At 72.7% G+C, this 17,535-nt stretch carries 20 protein-coding genes; 12 read left to right on the top strand and 8 right to left on the bottom strand.

What is annotated here, in order from left to right:
* Window positions 1–8: 8 nt before the first annotated feature.
* The 3 genes from H958_RS44440 to ansA are packed head-to-tail and all read left to right on the top strand — an operon-like array spanning window position 9 to window position 2,579.
* A complete protein-coding gene (locus tag H958_RS44440; RefSeq protein ID WP_051325052.1) occupies window positions 9–905 on the top strand; it encodes a LysR family transcriptional regulator in 897 nt (298 codons plus the stop codon).
* Window positions 896–1,564 (top strand): SDR family oxidoreductase, encoded by a 669-nt coding sequence (locus H958_RS0130975; RefSeq protein ID WP_028061496.1) that lies wholly within the window; start codon window positions 896–898, stop codon window positions 1,562–1,564. Before H958_RS44440 ends, H958_RS0130975 begins: the two co-directional genes overlap by 10 nt.
* Before the next feature lies 1 nt (window position 1,565).
* Entirely contained in the window at window positions 1,566–2,579 is a 1,014-nt protein-coding gene (ansA, locus tag H958_RS0130970; protein WP_028061495.1) for an asparaginase, read from the top strand.
* 7 nt (window positions 2,580–2,586) lie between these two features.
* On the opposite strand, the gene H958_RS0130965 is transcribed toward ansA, so the two are convergent.
* Window positions 2,587–4,677 (bottom strand): molybdopterin-containing oxidoreductase family protein, encoded by a 2,091-nt coding sequence (locus tag H958_RS0130965; RefSeq protein ID WP_051325051.1) that lies wholly within the window; start codon window positions 4,675–4,677, stop codon window positions 2,587–2,589.
* 22 nt (window positions 4,678–4,699) lie between these two features.
* Here H958_RS0130965 and H958_RS41670 point away from each other — a divergent pair, with 22 nt between their 5' ends.
* Window positions 4,700–4,984: a DUF3817 domain-containing protein gene (locus H958_RS41670; RefSeq protein ID WP_196807652.1), complete on the top strand. Its 285-nt coding sequence runs from the start codon at window positions 4,700–4,702 to the stop codon at window positions 4,982–4,984.
* A 43-nt stretch (window positions 4,985–5,027) separates the two neighbouring features.
* Window positions 5,028–5,981: an aldo/keto reductase family protein gene (locus tag H958_RS41665; protein WP_037412132.1), complete on the top strand. Its 954-nt coding sequence runs from the start codon at window positions 5,028–5,030 to the stop codon at window positions 5,979–5,981.
* Window positions 5,982–6,024: 43 nt separating this feature from the next.
* Here H958_RS41665 and H958_RS0130950 read toward each other — a convergent pair whose 3' ends face one another.
* Complete coding sequence (locus H958_RS0130950; RefSeq protein ID WP_037412128.1) at window positions 6,025–6,480, bottom strand: AAA family ATPase; 456 nt, start codon at window positions 6,478–6,480, stop codon at window positions 6,025–6,027.
* Window positions 6,481–6,500: 20 nt separating this feature from the next.
* On the opposite strand from H958_RS0130950, the gene H958_RS41660 reads away from it, so the two are divergent.
* Window positions 6,501–7,319 (top strand): HD domain-containing protein, encoded by an 819-nt coding sequence (locus H958_RS41660; RefSeq protein WP_156028430.1) that lies wholly within the window; start codon window positions 6,501–6,503, stop codon window positions 7,317–7,319.
* Window positions 7,320–7,322: 3 nt separating this feature from the next.
* On the opposite strand, the gene H958_RS0130940 is transcribed toward H958_RS41660, so the two are convergent.
* The 3 genes from H958_RS0130940 to H958_RS0130930 all read right to left on the bottom strand — a co-directional run bounded on the left by H958_RS0130940 (window position 7,323) and on the right by H958_RS0130930 (window position 10,148).
* Window positions 7,323–8,240, bottom strand: coding sequence for a bifunctional 5,10-methylenetetrahydrofolate dehydrogenase/5,10-methenyltetrahydrofolate cyclohydrolase (locus H958_RS0130940; RefSeq protein WP_081686471.1), 918 nt, complete (start codon window positions 8,238–8,240; stop codon window positions 7,323–7,325).
* A 62-nt stretch (window positions 8,241–8,302) separates the two neighbouring features.
* Window positions 8,303–9,007: a L,D-transpeptidase gene (locus H958_RS41655; protein ID WP_231379413.1), complete on the bottom strand. Its 705-nt coding sequence runs from the start codon at window positions 9,005–9,007 to the stop codon at window positions 8,303–8,305.
* A gap of 16 nt (window positions 9,008–9,023) precedes the next feature.
* Entirely contained in the window at window positions 9,024–10,148 is a 1,125-nt protein-coding gene (locus H958_RS0130930; protein WP_156028429.1) for a hypothetical protein, read from the bottom strand.
* Window positions 10,149–10,329: 181 nt separating this feature from the next.
* Here H958_RS0130930 and H958_RS41650 point away from each other — a divergent pair, with 181 nt between their 5' ends.
* Window positions 10,330–11,232: an aminotransferase class IV gene (locus tag H958_RS41650; RefSeq protein WP_051325047.1), complete on the top strand. Its 903-nt coding sequence runs from the start codon at window positions 10,330–10,332 to the stop codon at window positions 11,230–11,232.
* Between the two features lie 129 nt (window positions 11,233–11,361).
* On the top strand, window positions 11,362–11,715 hold the full coding sequence (locus H958_RS0130920) for a response regulator (RefSeq protein WP_028061490.1): 354 nt from the start codon (window positions 11,362–11,364) through the stop codon (window positions 11,713–11,715).
* A gap of 54 nt (window positions 11,716–11,769) precedes the next feature.
* Here the strand turns inward: H958_RS0130920 and H958_RS0130915 are convergent, their stop codons facing one another.
* Window positions 11,770–12,075: a hypothetical protein gene (locus tag H958_RS0130915; RefSeq protein WP_028061489.1), complete on the bottom strand. Its 306-nt coding sequence runs from the start codon at window positions 12,073–12,075 to the stop codon at window positions 11,770–11,772.
* Between the two features lie 10 nt (window positions 12,076–12,085).
* On the opposite strand from H958_RS0130915, the gene H958_RS48825 reads away from it, so the two are divergent.
* A complete protein-coding gene (locus H958_RS48825) occupies window positions 12,086–12,214 on the top strand; it encodes a hypothetical protein (protein ID WP_255325474.1) in 129 nt (42 codons plus the stop codon).
* Window positions 12,215–12,228: 14 nt separating this feature from the next.
* On the opposite strand, the gene H958_RS41645 is transcribed toward H958_RS48825, so the two are convergent.
* Together H958_RS41645 and H958_RS47970 are read right to left on the bottom strand one after the other, a co-directional pair.
* Window positions 12,229–13,155, bottom strand: a complete 927-nt coding sequence (locus H958_RS41645) for an alpha/beta hydrolase (RefSeq protein WP_196807651.1) — start codon at window positions 13,153–13,155, stop codon at window positions 12,229–12,231.
* A gap of 76 nt (window positions 13,156–13,231) precedes the next feature.
* Window positions 13,232–13,399 carry a hypothetical protein gene (locus H958_RS47970; protein WP_196807650.1) on the bottom strand — a complete coding sequence of 56 codons (168 nt, stop codon included), beginning with the start codon at window positions 13,397–13,399 and terminating at the stop codon, window positions 13,232–13,234.
* A 46-nt stretch (window positions 13,400–13,445) separates the two neighbouring features.
* Between H958_RS47970 and H958_RS41640 the strand changes: the two genes are divergently transcribed.
* The 3 genes from H958_RS41640 to H958_RS0130885 all read left to right on the top strand — a co-directional run bounded on the left by H958_RS41640 (window position 13,446) and on the right by H958_RS0130885 (window position 17,306).
* Window positions 13,446–15,998 carry a glycoside hydrolase family 78 protein gene (locus tag H958_RS41640; protein WP_051325045.1) on the top strand — a complete coding sequence of 851 codons (2,553 nt, stop codon included), beginning with the start codon at window positions 13,446–13,448 and terminating at the stop codon, window positions 15,996–15,998.
* Window positions 15,999–16,041: 43 nt separating this feature from the next.
* Window positions 16,042–16,932, top strand: a complete 891-nt coding sequence (locus H958_RS41635; protein ID WP_037412126.1) for an alpha/beta fold hydrolase — start codon at window positions 16,042–16,044, stop codon at window positions 16,930–16,932.
* 170 nt (window positions 16,933–17,102) lie between these two features.
* Window positions 17,103–17,306 carry a cold-shock protein gene (locus H958_RS0130885; RefSeq protein WP_028061488.1) on the top strand — a complete coding sequence of 68 codons (204 nt, stop codon included), beginning with the start codon at window positions 17,103–17,105 and terminating at the stop codon, window positions 17,304–17,306.
* Window positions 17,307–17,535: the final 229 nt, after the last annotated feature.

Raw genomic sequence — 17,535 nt, 5'->3', positions numbered from 1 at the left:
CACGACCCATGAGGAACGCTGATGGGTGGGGCGCGCTCGAGGTCCGCCACGTCCGCGCCTTCGCCGCCGTCGTCGACGAAGGGACGTTCTCCGCCGCCGCGCGCGAGCTCGGCTACACGCAGTCCGCCGTCAGCCAGCAGATCGGCGCGCTCGAGCGGATCGTCGGCGCGCCCGTCCTGCATCGCCCGCCCGGCGGCCGCCGGCCGCTCGAGCTGACCGACGCCGGCCGCGTCGTGCTCGCCCACGCGCGGCCGCTGCTCGCGCGCGTCCGAGCCGCCGAGGCCGACGTCGCCGCGCTCGTCGGCGGCGAGACCGGCGAGGTCACCGTGCGGACGTTCCAGAGCTTCGGCGCGCGCCTGCTGCCCGGCGTGCTGTCCGCGTTCCGCGCCCGCTGCCCCGGCGTCGAGGTGCACATCGAGGAGGCGCTGTCCGGGGAGGCGCTGCTGGGCGCGGTCGAGAGCGGCGAGGTCGACGTCTCGTTCGCCGCCTACCCGCTCCCCGACGGCCCGTTCGCGGTGCGCGAGCTGTGCGACGACGCCTACGTGATGGTCACGCGCGCCGGCTCCGCCGAGCGCGGCCTCGGCGATCTCAGCGGCCGCCGGCTGCTCGGCATCCGCGGCTGCCGGCACACGCGGGCGATCGAGATGCAGATGCTCGCGAGCGGCGTGTCGCCCGAGTCATGGTCGCGCTTCGACAACAACGCGATCATCCAGGCGCTCGTGGCGAGCGGGGAGGGGGTGGCGATCGTGCCGGAGCTGGTCGTCGACGCCGGAGATCCCGGCATCGACGTGCTGCCGCTGCCGGAGCTCCCGGCACGCCGGCTGATCGCCGTCTGGCACCGCGAGCGCACGCTCAGCTCCGCCGCGCGCGAGTTCCTCGAGGCCGCCGCCGAGGCCTGCGCGTGATCGCCGTCGTCACGGGCGCCGGCTCGGGCATCGGCCGGGCCGCCGCCCGCGCGCTGCGCGCCGACGGCTGGGAGCTCGTGCTCGCCGGCCGGCGCGAGGACGCGCTGCGCGAGACGCTGCCCGGCGCGAGGATCGTGCCGACCGACATCACCGACCCGCAGGCCGTCAGCGCCCTGTTCGAGGCCGCAGGGCCGCTGGACCTGCTGTTCAACAACGCCGGCATCGGAGTCGCCGCGCCGATCGAGGAGCTCTCGCTGGAGGATTGGCAACGCGTCGTCGACATCAACCTCACCGGCGCGTTCCTGTGCGCCCAGGCGGCGTTCCGTGCGATGATCGGGCGCGGCGGGCGGATCATCAACAACGGCTCGATCGCCGCCCATGCCCCGCGGCCCTACGCGGTCGCCTACACGGCGACCAAGCACGCGATCACGGGGCTCACGAAGGCGCTCTCGCTCGAGGGCCGCGCGCACGACATCGCCTGCGGGCAGATCGACGTCGGCAACGCCGCGACGCCGATGACCGAAGGTCAGACGGAGCCGACCATGGACGTCGAGCACGTCGGGCGCGCGGTCGCGCAGATGGCCGCCCTGCCGCTGGACGCCAACGTGCAGTTCATGACGATCATGGCGACCAAGATGCCGTTCATCGGCCGCGGGTGACGTGCCCCGGCGCGTAGCGATCATCCACACCGGCGGCACGATCGGCATGCGGCGCAGCGCCAACGGCTACACGCCGGAACCGGGCTATCTCGGCAGCCTGCTGGAGGGGATGCCGGAGCTGCACGAGGTCGCCCACTACGACCTCGTCGAGCTCGACCCGCTGCTGGACTCGGCCAGCATCCGCCCGCGCGACTGGCTCGAGATCGCGCGCATCATCGCGCGTCGCAAGGACCGCTACGACGGCTTCGTCGTGCTGCACGGGACCGACACGATGGCCTACACCGCGTCCGCGCTGGCGTTCATGCTGCGCGGGCTGCGCCTGCCGGTCGTGCTCACGGGCTCGCAGATTCCGCTGGCCGAATTGCGCACCGACGCGCGCGAGAACCTCCTGACGGCGCTGATCATCGCCGCCGCCGAGGAGCCCGTGCAGGAGGTCTCGCTGTTCTTCGGCGGGCGGCTGCTGCGCGGCTGCCGGTCGGTGAAGGTCAGCGCGACGGGCTTCGATGCGTTCGACTCGCCGAACTTCCCGCAGCTCGCGCACGCGGGCATCGACATCACGGTCGACCGGCTGGTCGTCGACAGCGCGGTCCAGCCCGAGAAGCCGGTCCCGCTGCCGCAGCGCCTCGACGCGTCGGTGGGCGCGCTGCGGCTGTTCCCCGGGCTGTCGGCCGAGCTGATGCGCAACGCGCTGCGCGAGCCGCTGCAGGGCCTCGTGCTCGAGGCCTACGGCGCCGGCAACGCGCCGGTCGACGACCCCGAGCTGCTGCGCGCGATCGCCGACGCCACCGCCCGCGGCGTGGTGATCGTCGACTGCACGCAGTGCCTGCGCGGGACCGTCGACCTCACCGCCTACGCGACCGGCTCGGCGCTGCTGCGCGTGGGCGTGATCTCCGGGGCCGACATGACCGTCGAGGCCGCGCTGGCCAAGCTCGTCTACCTGTTGAGCACGATGCGGCTGACGTCGCACGCGCGCGATCTGATGGAGCAGAGCCTGTGCGGCGAGCTCACGCCATGACCACGCCTCAGAGGTCTTCAAGTTGTGCTGCTGAGCGCCGCGCGGTGGCGACCGCCGCCGGCACCGCCTCGACCTGCACGCCGTTGTCGTGGAAGACGGCGCCGCGGCCCATGTCGCTGTCGCGCTCGGGCACCGTCGCGTTGGCGTTCGCGCCGCCGCGGACGTGCTTGAGCCAGTGGCCCTTGGTGGAGGCGACCACGCCGGGGCGGACGCGGTCGGAGACCTCGACGGCGGCGACGAACTCGCCGCGGCCGTTGTAGACGCGCGCCTCGTCGCCCGTCTGCAGGCCGCGGGTCACCGCGTCGTCGGGGTGCAGCTCGATGCGGGGGCCGCCCGCGCGGGCCTGCAGGCCCGGGTGGTTGGCGAACGTCGAGTTCAGGAACCAGTGCGAGGCGGGCGCGAGCAGGGCGAGCGGGTACTCCTTCGACGGCGTCGCCGCCTCGGCGGGCGGCGTGTAGCCCGGGAGCCGGCCGTAGCCGTCGGCGGCGGCCTTCTCCGACACGAGCTCGAGCTTGCCCGACGGCGTGGGGAAGCCGTCGGCGAAGGGCACGAACGGCGTCGCGTAGTTGAGTCGCACCCATCCCTCGGCCTGCAGGCGCTCGTACGTGATGCCCTCCAGCGACGGGTGGCCTGAGCCGAGCAGCGTGCGGATCAGCTGCTCGTCGGAGTCGTACAGCGACGGGTCCTGCAGCCCCATCGCGCGGGCCAGGCGGCGGAACGTCTCGGTCGTCGAGAGCGCCTCGCCGGGCGGCTCGACGGCGGGCTGGTTGAGGAGCAGGTACATGTGCCCGTAGCCCTCGTGCAGGTCCAGGTGCTCGGTCTGCATCGTGGCGGGCAGGACGATGTCGGCGTAGTCGACGGTGTCGGTCGGGAACTGCTCCATCACGACGGTGAAGAGGTCCTCGCGCTCGAGGCCCTTGCGGACGCCGGCCGAGCCCGGGTTGCTCGACAGCGGGTTGGCGCCGTAGATCACGAGCGCCTTGATGGGCGGGTCGTCGACGTCGAGCAGGTTCGCGGCGATGTTCGTGTGGGCGAGCGAGCGGACCGGACCCGGGCGCAGGTCGTCGCGCCACAGCGCCGCGCGATCGCCGCCGAAGTAGCCGCTCGTGGAGTAGGAGACGCCGCCGCCCGGGTAGCGCCAGTCGCCGGTCACGCCCGGGATCGCGTTGAGCGTGCGCAGCGCCATCCCGCCCCCGGCATGGCGCTGGATCCCCATCGTGGCGCGGATGCCGGTCGGGCGCGTGTGCGCGAGCCGCCTGCCGAGCTCGACGATGCGCTCCTGCGGCAGGCCCGTGATCGCGGCGACGCGGTCGGGCGGGAACTCGAGGATGCGCTCCCGGAACTCCTCCCAGCCGAGCGTGCGCTCCGCCAGGTACTCGCGATCCTCGGCGCCCTCGTCCAGCACCACGTGCAGCAGCCCGAGCGCGAGCGCCGTGTCGGTGCCGGGTAGCGGGGCGAGGTGCTCGTGCGCCTGATCGGCGGTGCGCGTGCGCAGCGGGTCGATCGCGACCAGGTGCGCCCCGTCCTTCTTCGCCGCGTTGATGAACTTCCACAGGTGGTGGCCGCTCGTCAGCGTGTTCGTGCCCCACAGCAGGATCAGCTTCGAGTGCGCGAACGTCTCGGGGTCCATCCCCGTGTTGGTGCCGTTCGTGTAGCGCGCGCCGACGCCGCCGGCGATCGAGCAGATCGTCATGTCGTGGTGCGACGCGCCGAGCACGTTCCACAGCCGCTGACCGGCGCGGCCCTCGAGACCCTGGATGTAGCCCAGCGTCCCCGTCCCCTGGAACGGCCAGATCGCCTCGCCGCCGTACTCGTCGCGGACCGCGAGCAGCCGCTCGGCGATCTCGTGCAGCGCCTCGTCCCACGAGATCCGCTCGAACCGCCCTTCGCCCTTGCGGCCGACCCGCCGCAGCGGGTGCAGCAGCCGGTCCGCGGCCTGCGTGTGCTCGAGGTAGTGGTTGACCTTCGCGCACAGCGCGCCGCGGGTGAACGGGTGATCGCGGTTGCCGCGCATGCGGGTGGCGCGGCCGTCTTCGACCGTGACGATCCAGCTGCAGGTGTCAGGGCAGTCGAGCGGGCACGCGCCGTGGACATCCATGCGCCCAGTATGAATGGGGAGCATGAACTCGCTCCGAACCCTGCGCGTGGTCGCCGTCGTCGAGGCGACGACCTTCCTCGCGCTGCTCGTCGCCACGTACTTCAAGCACGCGGAGGACTCCGGGGCCGGCGTCTCGATCCTCGGCCCGGTCCACGGCGTCCTCTTCCTCGCCTATGTCTTCATCGCGCTGTCGGTGCGTGACCTCGCGGGCTGGAGCTCGCGCACGACGGCCCTCGTCCTGCTCGGCGCCGTCCTGCCGTTCGGCGGCTACGTGGTGGACCGGACGATCCTCACGCCGGCGACGTAGCCGGCGCGGGCCGGCTCCTCGCGGGGCGTGCCACGATTGCGTCATGCAGCACAGAGCGCTCGGTGACTCTCCGATCGAGGTGTCCGCCATCGGACTGGGATCCTGGCTGACCTACTCCGGCGGCGTCGCCCGCGAGCAGACCGAGGCGTGCACGCGCGCCGCCTTCGACGCCGGGATCACGTTCTTCGACACGGCGAACGTGTACGGCCGCGGCACCGCCGAGCGCGCCTGGGGAGAGATCCTGGCGGACTACCCGCGCGGTTCGTACGTGCTCGCCACCAAGGCCTACTTCGCGATGTCGGCGACCGACCGCGGCCTGTCGCGCGAGCAGGTCCACAAGCAGCTCGACGCCTCGTTGAGGCGGCTGAACACCGACTACGTCGACCTCTTCCAGTGCCATCGCTACGACGAGAGCACGCCGCTGGAGGAGACGATGGAGGCCTTGACCGAGATCGTCGCGCAGGGCAAGGCGCGTGCGATCGGGTTCTCGGAGTGGCCGGTCGAGCGCATCCGCCAGTCGCTGGCGATCCCGGGCGTGCGAAGGTTCGTCTCCAGCCAGCCGCAGTATTCGGCGCTGCACCGCGATCCGGAGGCCGAGGTGATCCCGCTGTGCGCGGCCAATGGGATCTCCCAGGTCGTGTGGTCGCCGCTGGCGCAGGGCGTGCTGACCGGCAAGTACCGCCCGGGCGAGCGGCCGCCGCAGGACACCCGGGCCGGCTCGCGCGACATGGGCCGCTTCATCGGCCAGTTCCTCCAGCGCGCCACGCTCGAGCGCGTCCAGCGCTTCGTCGCGGTCGCCGAGGCGGCCGGCCACACGCCGTCGCAGCTCGCGCTCGCGTGGGTGCTGCGCGAGCCCAACGTGGCGTCGGCGATCATCGGCGCCTCGCGCCCCGAGCAGGTGCGCGAGAACGCCGCCGCGGCGGAGATCGCGCTCGGCGCCGACACGGTCGCGGCGATCGACGAGGCGCTCGCGCCCCCGCAGACCAGCCTGTTCTAGCTCGCCCGAGATCGAGGCGGCGAGTCGCTCGGCGACGGCGCGCTCAGAACAGTCGCCCGCTCGTCAGCAACGGCTCGATCCGCCACCCCTCGGGCCCGGCCGTCGCATGCCACAGCTCGTCGAAGCCCTCGTCGGGCGCCGGGCGGATGAAGCGCGCGGTCGTGCCCCGCAGCCCCGAATCCGGGATCCGCGCGCGGCCGGCGCGCGCGGCGTTGCGTGCCGCGGCCACCGCCGCGTCGACTTCGACGACGTAACCGATCACGCGGAAGCCGGCCTCGCGCGCCGGCGCGACGTAGCGCGCCCGGTCGGCCACGGTCGGGTTGGTGTTGTCGACCACGAACGGCTGGCGCGTCTCGAGGCACAGCGACAGGAACGCCGTCTCGCGCGCGCGTGTGCGTAGCAGGTCCATCGACACGCGCACGTGCGTGGCGAGGAATCGGTCCCGGTAGAGCGTCGTCTTGCCGCTCCCCTGGACGCCGCAGAGCACGACGGCCTCCATTCGGGCAATCATCTCTGAGGATGAGCGAAGAGACACCAACACCGACACTGACGTTGCGTGAGTCGGTCGCCGCGATGCGCATCCATGCGCCGAGCGAGCGCAACCCCAAGCTCGCCGCCTTCCTGGCGGCCGCGAACGGGGACCTGTCGTTGAAGGCGCGCTGGCACGTCTCGCAGGTCAACGCCGACCGGCTGGACATGAGCGATCACTCGTGGGTGCACCTGCAGATCGTGCTCAACCGTGCCCTGCACCTGTTCCGGCTGCTGCACCGCCGCGGGGTGCGCTCGGCGATGGAGGCGAGCTACGGGCTGAGCGGGCAGGACGCGGAGGTCGTGATCGCGGGCGGCTGCCTGCTGCACGACATCGGCATGTCGATCCACCGCGTCGACCACGAGGCGTTCAGCCTCTTCCTCGCGCTGCGCCACCTCGACGGCCTGCTCGCCGCCTACGACGAGCCGGAGCGGACCGTGCTGGCGTCGGAGATCGAGCATGCGATCATCGGGCATCGCAGCGGCGGGCGCCCGCTCACGCTCGAGGCGGGCGTCGTGCGGGTCGCCGACGCGCTCGACATGGAGCACGGGCGCAGCCGCGTGGCGATCGAGCGGCTGCCCAACATGCACGCGCTCTCGGCGGCCGCGATCGACGAGGTGCGGATCATCCCCGGCGAGCGCAAGCTCGTCCGCGTCGAGATCGACATGAACAACTCCGCCGGGGTCTTCCAGGTCGACAACCTGCTCGCCGCCAAGCTCCGCGGCTCCGGGCTCGAGGACCACGTCGAGGTGGTCGCGCGGATCGAGTCCGAGCACGAGAAGCGCCTGCTGCGCGTGTTCGAGATCTGAGCGTCAGGTCAGGCCCCACGCGGCCTGCAGCGTGTTCTGCAGGAGCATGGCGATCGTCATCGGCCCGACGCCGCCCGGGACCGGCGTGATCCAGCCGGCGACCTCCGTCGCCTCGTGGAACGCGACGTCGCCCACGAGGCCGGAGGCGAGGCGGTTGATGCCGACGTCGATCACGATCGCGCCAGGCTTGATCCAGTCGCCGCGCACGAGCCCGGGGACGCCGGCGGCGACGATCAGCACGTCGGCCGTGCGGCAGGCGCCGGCGACGTCGCGCGTGTCGATGTGGCACTGCGTCACGGTCGCGCCGGCCTGCAGCAGCAGCTGGCCGACCGGCTTGCCGACGAGGTCCGACGCGCCCACGACGGTCGCGTTGAGGCCGCGCAGCCGCCGGCCGGTGGACTCCAGCAGGCGCATCACGCCGAGCGGCGTGCACGGGCGCAGGCCGGGGAGGCCGAGGGCGAGCGCGCCGGCGCTCGCGGGGCTGAGGCCGTCGACGTCCTTGCCCGGCGCGACCCGCGCGGCGATATCGGCGCCGTCGAGGTGCCTGGGCACCGGAAGCTGGCACAGGATGCCGTCGACCGCCGGATCCGCGTTGAGGTCGTCGATCAGGCCGAGCACCTCGGCGCGCGAGGCGTCCGCGCTCAGCTCGTGGCGGAAGGACTCGACGCCGGCCTCCTCGCACGCGCGGTGCTTGCTCGCGACGTAGACGCGACTCGCCGCGTCCTCGCCGGCGAGCACCGTCGCCAGCCCCGGCCGGCGACCGTGGCGGAACAGGAAGCTGGCGGCGTCGGCGGCGACCGCCGCGCGCTCGGCGGCGGCGAGCGCCGCGCCGTCGATCAGCGTGGCCGGGGTGGCCGGCGAGCCGAAGGTGAGGACGCCGACGCCCTCGGGCGCGGCGGCGAGCGGGCTGGAAGTCGTCATCTCCAGCCCGGGATATCGCCAGTCCGCGCCCGTTCTTGCTCGTATGGTCGTCCAGCGGCCGGTCAGCGAATCGTGACCGGCGTGCCGACCGGCATCAGCCGGGCCAGCTTGAGGATGTCGGCGTTCTTGAGCCGCACGCAGCCGTGCGAGACGCGGCCGGGCAGGATGCCGGGCTCGTTGGTCCCGTGGACGCCGACGTAGCCGCCTCCCGGCCAGTCGGTCAGCGTGTCCGAGGTCGCGCTGGTGCCGAACGCGACCGGCCCGTACATCGAGCCCGCCGAGCCGTAGCCGGTGAGCTTGGAGCGGACGTAGAAGTCGCCCTTCGGCGTCTTCCACTGCGGCTGCCCGACGCCGACGCGGGCGCGGAAGACCGCCTTGCCGCCCTTGATCAGCGTTGCCGTCAGCGCGGTCGTGTCGATCTTCAGCCACGTGTCGAGCGGCTGCAGCGAGCTGAGCGCCTCCTCGGGCACCCACCCCTTGGTCCCGTTGGGACGCACGGGCAGGCTGACTTGCAGCCAGCCGTTTCCCGCCTTGTCCTCGGTGCGCGCGACCACGAGCACCAGCTCGTCGGTCTTGTCGGGCGTGCGCAGCTTCAGCTGGGCGACCGTGCGCGAGGCCGCCTTGGGCTCGGCGTGCGCCGCGACGGCTTTGTCGACGAACGCGAAGTAGGACTCCTTGCCCGGCCGGAACAGCTTCTGCGTCGCGGCGTGAGCAGGGACGGCGGCGGCCGCGACGAGCGCGACCGCCACCGGTACGGCGTACAGCACCCTGCGCATGCGAGCGTCAGCCCGTCACGCGCGGGACCTGCCGCGACTGCGTCTTCCGTGCGCTCTTGACGCTGACGCGCTGGGCATCGAGGCACGAGTCGGACTCGATCGTCAGCGTGCCCTTCTTGGTCGGGCGCACATGGAACGTGACGGTGCCCTTCGAGTTCGTCTTCCCGGTCCGGGAGATGCCCGGCCCGGTGAGCTTGATCGACGCCCCGGCGATCGTGCCGGTCGTCACGGTCACCTTGACCGTCGTCAGCTCCTTGGCGCGCACCGACAGGGTCTTCGGGATCGAGATGCACTTCGACGGCTTGCTCTGCGCGACGAAGACCGGCGGCGCCGTCACCACGACGGTCGCCTGCTTCCGCGGGGCGCAGACCTTCTGGTTGTCGATCGTGCTGTCCCCGCACGCGTTGGCCGTGTCCACGTACGTCCCCGGACTCGCGTGCGTGGTCGAGCACGTGAACGTGAACGTCTCGCCGACGTCGAGCAGCGCGTTGGCGTTCGCGTCGCCGCCGGCGTAGGTGACCGGCGCGCACAGGTCATCGGTCACGGCGACGTTGGCCAACGGCACCGGCGTCGTGCTGATGTTCGTCGTCGTGTAGGTGTAGGTCACCGGGAGCGGCGCCGTGCCGCCCGTCGTCGACGCCGTCTTGGTCAGCGAGAGCCCGGGCTGGGTCGATCCCGTGCCGAGCGTCTTGACGATGTGCACGGCCCGCAGGCCGACCGCCACGTCGTGCAGGTCGCCGTCGGCGGTGGCCTCCGCCGTCGCGACCGTCACCCCGGGATCGAGCGCGACGCCCCACGGAATCGTCTTCAGCCGCGGCAGCACGCTGCCCGCGGGGATGTTGATGTTGCTCGCGATCGTGATGACCTGGCCGTTCGCCGCGCCGCTTGGGCCCGGGAGCGTGAGCTTGATGGTCGCGCCTGTGAGGTCACAGGGCGTGTCCTTCGTGTTCTCGGCCGAGACGGTGAAGTTCACCGTGTCGCCGTTGCGGACCGTGAGGCGGTCCTTGGTCACGGCGAGATCGAGGCTGTTCGAGAGACAGCCGGGGGGACTGACGTCCGCAACCGCGGAGCCCGCGAAGACGGCCGTCCCCACGATCGCCGTCGTCACCGCCAGAAATACCCTGCGCTTCATGACCCCCCTGCCTACGAGATGTGGCGGGAACCTATACGGATGTCCAGGCCAGAGATGTCAGCGCAAGCTACTGCAAATTCGCGCAATGCGGCGTGGCGCCTATGCGCACTCAGCAAGATCCGAACCAATCTGATCGGGCGCGTCTTGGCGCTGACGGATCGGACGCCGGTATGGTCGGGAGATGGGGTTCGATCCTTCCGGCCTGACGGCCTACGTCAACGGTGAGTTCGTCGCCGGCGGCGCAGCGTCCGTCTCGATCTTCGACCACGGCTTCATGTACGGCGACGGCGTCTTCGAGGGCATGCGCCTCTTCGACGGCGGCCTGTTCCGCCCACGCGACCACCTCGCGCGGCTGGCGCGCTCCGCGCGCACGATCGGGCTCGAGCTGCCGCTGGAGCCCGCCGCGCTGCTCGAGCTCATCTGCGAGGTCGTGCGCCGCAGCGAGCTGCGCGACGCGCACATCCGCCCGATCGTCACGCGCGGGCTCGGCGGCCCGGGGATCGACCCACGCAGCTGCGAGGCGCCGTCGCTGATCGTGTCGGCGTACCCGTTCCCGCCATTCCTCGGCGCCGAGCCGGTGCGGCTGATGACGAGCGCGATCGCGCGCAAGGCGCCGCGCTCGCTCGGCGCGCACGTCAAGTCGCTCAACTACCTCGACGGGATCATGGCCAAGCAGCAGGCGATCGCCTGCGGGATGGACGACGCGTTGATGCTGGACGGGAGCGGCGCGGTCGCCGAGTCGACGGGAGCGAACGTGTTCCTGATCCGCGACGGCGGACTCGCGACGCCGACGACGCGCGCCGCGCTGCCGGGCATCACGCGCCGCACCGTGCTCGAGATCGCGCGCGAGGAAGGGATTCCGGCGGTCGAAGAAGAGCTGTTTCCGATGGACTTCTATGGCGCCGAGGGAGCGTTCGTCTGCGGCTCGGGCGCGGGGATCGTGCCGGTCGGCGCGCTCGACGGCCGCGCGCTGGTCCAGCCGCTGCACCCGCTCGTGACGCGGCTGCAGGAGCTCTATCGCGAGCGCACGCGCCGCGCGGATCACCGCGTCGAGGTCGATCCGGCGCGCGTCGAGGCGCGCTAGCGAGCGGTTACGGCGGGTTGCCCGGTGTCTTGCGGTGGGCAACCCGCACCCCATCGGCGGTTGTCCACCTGCCCGGACGGGTGGTGCCACCGGTTTTCGCGATGCGGGATCCCGGGCATCTTGTAATCCATGGCAACCACCGTCCTGATCGTCGACGACCATGCCGGCTTTCGACGTGCCGCGCGGTCGCTGCTCGAGGCGGACGGCTATGACGTCGCCGGCGAGAGCGCGACGGGCGGCGAGGCCCTCGAGGCCGTTCCGCGCCTGCGCCCGAACGTCGTGCTGCTCGACATCGGCCTTCCGGACCTCGACGGCATCGAGGTCTCCACGCGCCTGACGACCGAGGACCCGACCCGCGCGATCGTGCTGACCTCCACGCGCGACGCGACCGAGTGCGCGCCGCTCGCCAAGTCCTGCGGCGCGCGGGGCTTCATCCCGAAGTCCGAGCTCTCGGGCGCGGCGATCGCGCAACTCGCCGTCTAGCGATCCCCGGGCAGGTGCCGACGGCGCTCACCGCCGTGAGGCGCGCCGATGACTTCATGCGGTGGGCTTGACCGGCGCGGACGTGGCGAGCGTGTTGCCGGCGGCGTCAAGCGCGCGCATCGCCACGAGCGGCTGGCGCGTCGCGGCGCTGGCGGCGGTCTCGAAGCCCGCGGACGGCGCGTCGGCGACCGGGGTCATCGCCTCCTGGCTCGGGCCGGCTAGCAGCTGCCAGCGTGCGACGCCGGTGGCGCCGTTCCAGCTCGCGCGCGCCGTCACCGCGCCGGCCTTCGCGGTCGCGACGGCCTTGGGCGCCTGCGCCGGGCGGCCGCTCCACGGGAGCCGGTAGGCGCGGTAGCTCACGGGTCAGCGGTTGCCGGGTCTGATCGACGGCATGGAGCTCGTGGTCATCGAGGGCGGCCCGCACGCGATCGCCTGGACGCACGCCGACCAGGTCGACGCGGCGCTGCTGCGGTTCCTCGGCGCGTCGGTGGCCGCGTGAAGCGCCCCGCCTGATCAGCGCACGCCGGGGAGCTCGTGCACCGCCTGCCGGATCGCGGCGGCGACGCGCGCCGGCCCCGGGCCGGCGCCGAGCACCAGCGTGTAGTGATTCACGCCGGCGACGCGCTCCACGCGCGTCTGCGGACATGCCACGAACAGCGCGTCGAGCGAGGCGAGCGGGATCACCGGGTGCTCGTCGTCGAGCAGCCCGCGCGACGCGCGCAGCAGCCGCACGGGGGCGCTGACGCGGGCGAGCACGGCGGGCGCGGGGTCCGAGCCGTCGAGCAGCAGCTCGAAGCTGTCGACCAGGACGGCCTGCTGCGAGATCACGCAGTGCGCGTCGCACCCGTCGTCGGTCATCTCGTAGCGGACATAGGCCTCGATGTCGTCGTTCCACGCGGTCCGCACCGCCGGGTGGCTGCGCCAGCGGGCGATGTAGTCGGCGGCCGTCGCGACCGGGACCCCGATGCGGTCGACGATCCCCGCCGTTGCGGCTTCGGCGGCCTCGTCGTCCAGCCGGCTCGTCGCCGACGGCACCGCGACGCCGCCGTCGAGCAGCACGAGGCTCGCCGCGCGATCGGGATGCTCGGCGGCCAGGGAGGCCACGAGGTGCGCGCCCATCGAGTGGCCGGCCAGCACGGCGCGCGGCGCGCCGGCGTCGTCGAGCACCGCGAGCAGGTCGGCGACGTGCGAGTCCATCCCGTAGGGACCCGGGAGCACTGCGCTGCGCCCGCGGCCGCGCAGGTCGGGCGCGAGCAGGCAGATCTCGCCGTCCGCGTGCAGCTCGCGCGCGACGGCCCTCCAGGTCATATGCGAGGCCGTCAGCCCATGGACGGCGAGCACGACGGCCGCGGCCTCGCCGGGAGGCGGGCCTGCGCGCGCGACGGTGAGCAGGCCGCCGTTGACGGCGACGCTCCCGTGGTCGTCGAATGGATCTCCCACGTCCATGACCCTGGGAGGCGGGATCCGGCCATCCAGCTGATCGCATGGACGGCCACGGCTTCCCCTGAGGGCAGGGCTAGACCCCTGTCTTAAGTCGCGGTGAGAGTGGAGCTCGGTCGGTGCCCGAGCCGGGCAGCGCGGCGGCGCCCGACCGGCCGCGGGTGACGAGCTCGACGACCAGCGGCGGCCCGTCGCCGGCGCCGAGCGTGAGCTCGACGGGCTCGCCGCCGACGCGTCCCCGCACGCGATCCGCATGATCTCTTCGCGAGGCAGACCCGTAGGGCTGATGGATGCGAGCTGTCGGACTGCGGTGCGAGCACCGCGAGGACGTGCCGTGCATCGACGACCCGGCGCCGCGGCTGAGCTGGGCGCTCGAGGACGGGACGCGCCAGACTGCCTATCGGATCCGGGTGGGGGCGCTGTGGGACAGCGGGCGCGTCGAGTCCGCGCGCAGCATCGACATCCCGTACACGGGCCGCCCGCTCCCCCCGGGGTCGGAGCTCGAGTGGACGGTCGAGGTGTGGGAGGGGGAGACCTCGCAGGTGAGCGAGCCGGCGCGCTTTCGCACCGGCCTCGCCGAGTGGACGGCCGAGTGGATCTCCCGCGACTCGCAGCACGATCCGGCGGTGCCCGTCCCGGGCACCGACGAGGAGCTCGACGAGAGCGACCTGTTGGTGCGGCGGCTCGCGCCCTGCCCGTATCTCCGGCGCGCGTTCGAGTCGCGCGGCGGCGTGCGGCGCGCGACGCTGTATGCGAGTGCGCGCGGGCTGCTCGAGCTGTGGCTCAACGGCGAGCGCGTGGGCGACGCGGTGCTGGCGCCGGGCTGGAGGGACTACCGCAAACGGATCCAGTACGCGGCGCACGACGTCACGGCGCTCGTTCGCGAGGGGGAGAACGTGCTCGGCGCGATCGCCGGAACCGGCTGGTACGCGGGCTTCGTCGGCTTCGACCCGCAGCGCGCCGCCAACCACTACGGCCGCGAGCCGCAGCTGCTGTGCGAGCTGCACCTGGAGCGTGAGGACGGCGGCGTCGAGGTGCTCGCAAGCGACGACCGCTGGCACGCCTCGGCGGGCCCTCTCGTCTACTCGGATCTGCTGATGGGCGAGCGCTACGACGCGCGCCGCGAGCTCGGCGCGTGGTCGGAGCCCGGGCACGCCGGCGGCGCGTGGCATCCCGTGCTCGCACGCCCGCGCGACGGCGTGCGCCTCGTGCCCGAGCGCGCGCAGCCGATGCGCGTCACGCAGGATCTCCGCCCTGTCGCGGTGACGCGCCGCGGTCCCGGCGTCCACATCGTCGACCTCGGGCAGAACATGGCCGGCTGGGCGCGGCTGGAGGTCGAGGGCGAGCGCGGGACGCGCGTGCGGCTGCGCTTCGCCGAGATGCTGCAGCCCGACGGCTCGCTCTACGTCGAGAACCTGCGCAGCGCGCGGCAGCTCGACACCTATGTGCTGCGCGGCGGCGGGCGCGAGGTCTACGAGCCGCGCTTCACGTTCCACGGCTTCCGCTACGTCGAGGTCAGCGGCATCGACGAGTTCGAGCTCACGGGTCGCGTCATGCACTCCGACATGCCGCGCAGCGGGACGTTCGAGTGCTCGGACCCGCTCGTCAACCAGCTCGTCAGCAACATCGAGTGGGGTCAGCGCGGCAACTTCGTCTCGGTCCCGACCGACTGCCCGCAGCGCGACGAGCGGCTCGGATGGCTCGCCGACGCGCAGGTCTTCCTGCCCACCGCCGCGCTGAACATGGACGTGGCCGCGTTCATGACCAAGTGGGGCGACGACCTGCTCGACGCGCAGTCCGGGGACGGCGCGTACCCGGACGTCGCGCCGCGGCTGGTGGTTGAGCGCGACGGCGCGCCGGCGTGGGCCGACGCGGGCGTGATCGTGCCGTGGACGCTGTGGTGGCGCTACGGCGACCTGCGGCTGGTCGGGCGCCACTGGGACGCGATGGAGCGCTACATGGACCGCCTGCTGCGCCACAACCCGGACCTGCTGTGGACGGCGCGGCGCGGCAACGACTACGGCGACTGGCTGTCGGTCGGCGAGCACACGCCGCGCGACGTGCTCGCCACCGCCTACTGGGCCTACGACGCGGCGCTGATGGCCGAGATGGCGCGCGCCCTCGGGCGCGACGAGCGGGCGGAGACCTACGAGCGCCTGCGCGCGGGCATCGTCGCCGCGTTCAACCGCGCCTACGTCGGCGAGGACGCCTACATCGAGGGCGACACGCAGACCGTCTACGTGCTGGCGCTGTACACGGACCTGATCGACGAGGCGCTGCGCCCGCGCGCGGCGGAGCGGCTGGTGGAGAACATCGCGCGCCACGGCTTCCACCTCACGACGGGGTTCGTCGGCGTGGGGCTGCTGTGCCCCGTGCTGAGCGAGGCCGGCTACGCCGACGTCGCGCACCGGTTGCTGCTGACCGACACGTTCCCGTCGTGGGGCTGCTCGATCCGCCACGGCGCGACCACGATCTGGGAGCGCTGGGACGGCTGGACCGACGACGGCGGCTTCCAGACGCCGGCGATGAACTCCTTCAACCACTACTCGCTCGGCTCCGTCGGCCGCTGGTTGTACGAGCACGTCGCGGGGATCCGGCCGGCGCGGCCGGGCTACGAGCACGTCCTCGTGGCGCCGGAGCCCGGCTCGCTCGGATGGGTGCGGGCGACGTACCGCTCCGTCCGCGGCCCGATCGTGAGCGAGTGGCGCCAGGCGGACGACCGGTTCGAGCTCACGGTCGAGATCCCGGCGAACGTGACCGCCACGGTCGTGCTCCCGCGCGGGGAGACCTACGAGGTCGGCGCGGGCAGGCACGAGCTCGGCGTGACGCCGTCGGGCATCTGACACCCTGGACGTAGACCCGCAACGATCAGGTGAGGACCTTTCGATGGAGCTGGTGTGCCATGAGTTGACGCTGCACGGCCATGCGGTCACGTACCGCACCGCCGGCAGCGGGCCGGCGCTCCTGCTCCTGCACGGCATCACGAACTCCTCGCAGACGTGGGAGCGCGCGGCGGCCGAGCTGGCCGACCGCTTCACGATCATCGCGCCGGACCTCCTCGGCCACGGGCGCTCCGCCACGCCGCGCGGGGACTACTCCCTCGGCGCGCACGCGAGCGGGGTGCGCGACCTGCTCACGGCCCTCGGCGTCGATCGCGTCACGGTCGTCGGGCACTCGCTCGGCGGCGGCGTCGCGATGCAGTTCGCCTACCAGTTCCCCGAGCGCTGTGAGCGCCTGGTCCTCGTGTCGAGCGGCGGCCTCGGGCGGGAGGTGCACCTGCTTCTGCGCGCGGCCGCGCTTCCCGGTGCCGACTGGGTCCTCCCGCTGCTCACCTCGCGCGGGGTGCGCGGCGTGGGGCGCGGGGTCGCCGCCGCCCTGCGGCACGGGCACGTCGCGCCGCGCGGCGACATCGGCGTGCTCGCGAGCGGCCTCGCGTCGCTGCACGACGGCGGCTCGCGGCAGGCGTTCCTGCACACGCTGCGGTCGGTGATCGACACCGGTGGGCAGCGCGTCAGCGCCAACGACCGCCTGCATCTCGCCGCCGTGCTGCCGACCCTGATCGTGTGGGGCGAGCGCGACTCGATCATCCCGTCCAGCCATGGCCAGGCCGCGCACGACGCGATGCCCGGCAGCCGCCTCGAGATCTTCCCGGGCGCCGGGCATATGCCGCACCACGACGATCCTGGCCGCTTCGCCCAGGTCCTGGCCGAGTTCTGCGACGGCACCGATCCGGCGCATCTCACCGCCGATCACTGGCGCCCGCTGCTGTCGAGCTAGCGGCGCCGCCCTCCTGGCTCCTCATCCTCGGCGACGTGGACGTTGCTGCTAGATTGGTCCGTGTACAGGTCGGGCCGTTCGTTGTCCGACGCCGCAGTGCAGGCGCCCGCAGTCGCTGCCCATGCAGCTCCTCCGCGAACGCGCAGCACACGTTTTGAGGGGGACCGGCGATGACGACCGGCACCGTGAAGTGGTTCAGCGACGACAAGGGTTTCGGTTTCATCGTCCCTGACGACGGCTCCAAGGACCTCTTCGTCCACCACAGCGAGATCACCGGCAGCGGGTTCAAGACCCTGGCCGAGGGCGCCAAGGTGTCCTACGTCGCGGCCGCGGGCGCGAAGGGCCCAGCCGCCACGCAGGTCACTCCGCTCTAGCTAGGGGGCACGCTCGCCGGGCGACCGGCGAGCGGACCGACCCCGAGGCGGTAGGCTCGGGCAGCAGCACGCCGTACGCGAGCGCTCCGCTCCTTGACTTGCGCTCGGCGAAGACCCGCGAAGGAGCGAGAGGAGCGTCGCCATGACGCCGCCGCACGGTTCCACCCCTCGGTTGCAGAAGCCGAGGTCCGCCTCGCCCGCGGAGCGCAGTGAGGAGTTCGCCGAAGCC

It is taken from the genome of Candidatus Solirubrobacter pratensis (assembly GCF_000425945.1).
GTDB lineage: Bacteria > Actinomycetota > Thermoleophilia > Solirubrobacterales > Solirubrobacteraceae > Solirubrobacter > Solirubrobacter pratensis.
The sequence above is the reverse complement of the archived record's forward strand: the minus strand, read 5'-3'. Positions and strand labels throughout refer to the sequence as shown.

Bases quoted from the DNA above. Each gene is read 5' to 3' on its own strand.
- H958_RS44440 (WP_051325052.1), top strand. From the start codon at position 9: ATGAGGAACGCTGATGGGTGGGGCGCGCTCGAGGTCCGCCACGTCCGC.
- H958_RS0130965 (WP_051325051.1), bottom strand. From the start codon at position 4,677: ATGGATGTCCACGGCGCGTGCCCGCTCGACTGCCCTGACACCTGCAGC.
- H958_RS41670 (WP_196807652.1), top strand. From the start codon at position 4,700: ATGAACTCGCTCCGAACCCTGCGCGTGGTCGCCGTCGTCGAGGCGACG.
- H958_RS41665 (WP_037412132.1), top strand. From the start codon at position 5,028: ATGCAGCACAGAGCGCTCGGTGACTCTCCGATCGAGGTGTCCGCCATC.
- H958_RS0130950 (WP_037412128.1), bottom strand. From the start codon at position 6,480: ATGGAGGCCGTCGTGCTCTGCGGCGTCCAGGGGAGCGGCAAGACGACG.
- H958_RS41660 (WP_156028430.1), top strand. From the start codon at position 6,501: ATGAGCGAAGAGACACCAACACCGACACTGACGTTGCGTGAGTCGGTC.
- H958_RS0130940 (WP_081686471.1), bottom strand. From the start codon at position 8,240: ATGACGACTTCCAGCCCGCTCGCCGCCGCGCCCGAGGGCGTCGGCGTC.
- H958_RS0130930 (WP_156028429.1), bottom strand. From the start codon at position 10,148: ATGAAGCGCAGGGTATTTCTGGCGGTGACGACGGCGATCGTGGGGACG.
- H958_RS41650 (WP_051325047.1), top strand. From the start codon at position 10,330: ATGGGGTTCGATCCTTCCGGCCTGACGGCCTACGTCAACGGTGAGTTC.
- H958_RS0130920 (WP_028061490.1), top strand. From the start codon at position 11,362: ATGGCAACCACCGTCCTGATCGTCGACGACCATGCCGGCTTTCGACGT.
- H958_RS41640 (WP_051325045.1), top strand. From the start codon at position 13,446: ATGCGAGCTGTCGGACTGCGGTGCGAGCACCGCGAGGACGTGCCGTGC.
- H958_RS41635 (WP_037412126.1), top strand. From the start codon at position 16,042: ATGGAGCTGGTGTGCCATGAGTTGACGCTGCACGGCCATGCGGTCACG.
- H958_RS0130885 (WP_028061488.1), top strand. From the start codon at position 17,103: ATGACGACCGGCACCGTGAAGTGGTTCAGCGACGACAAGGGTTTCGGT.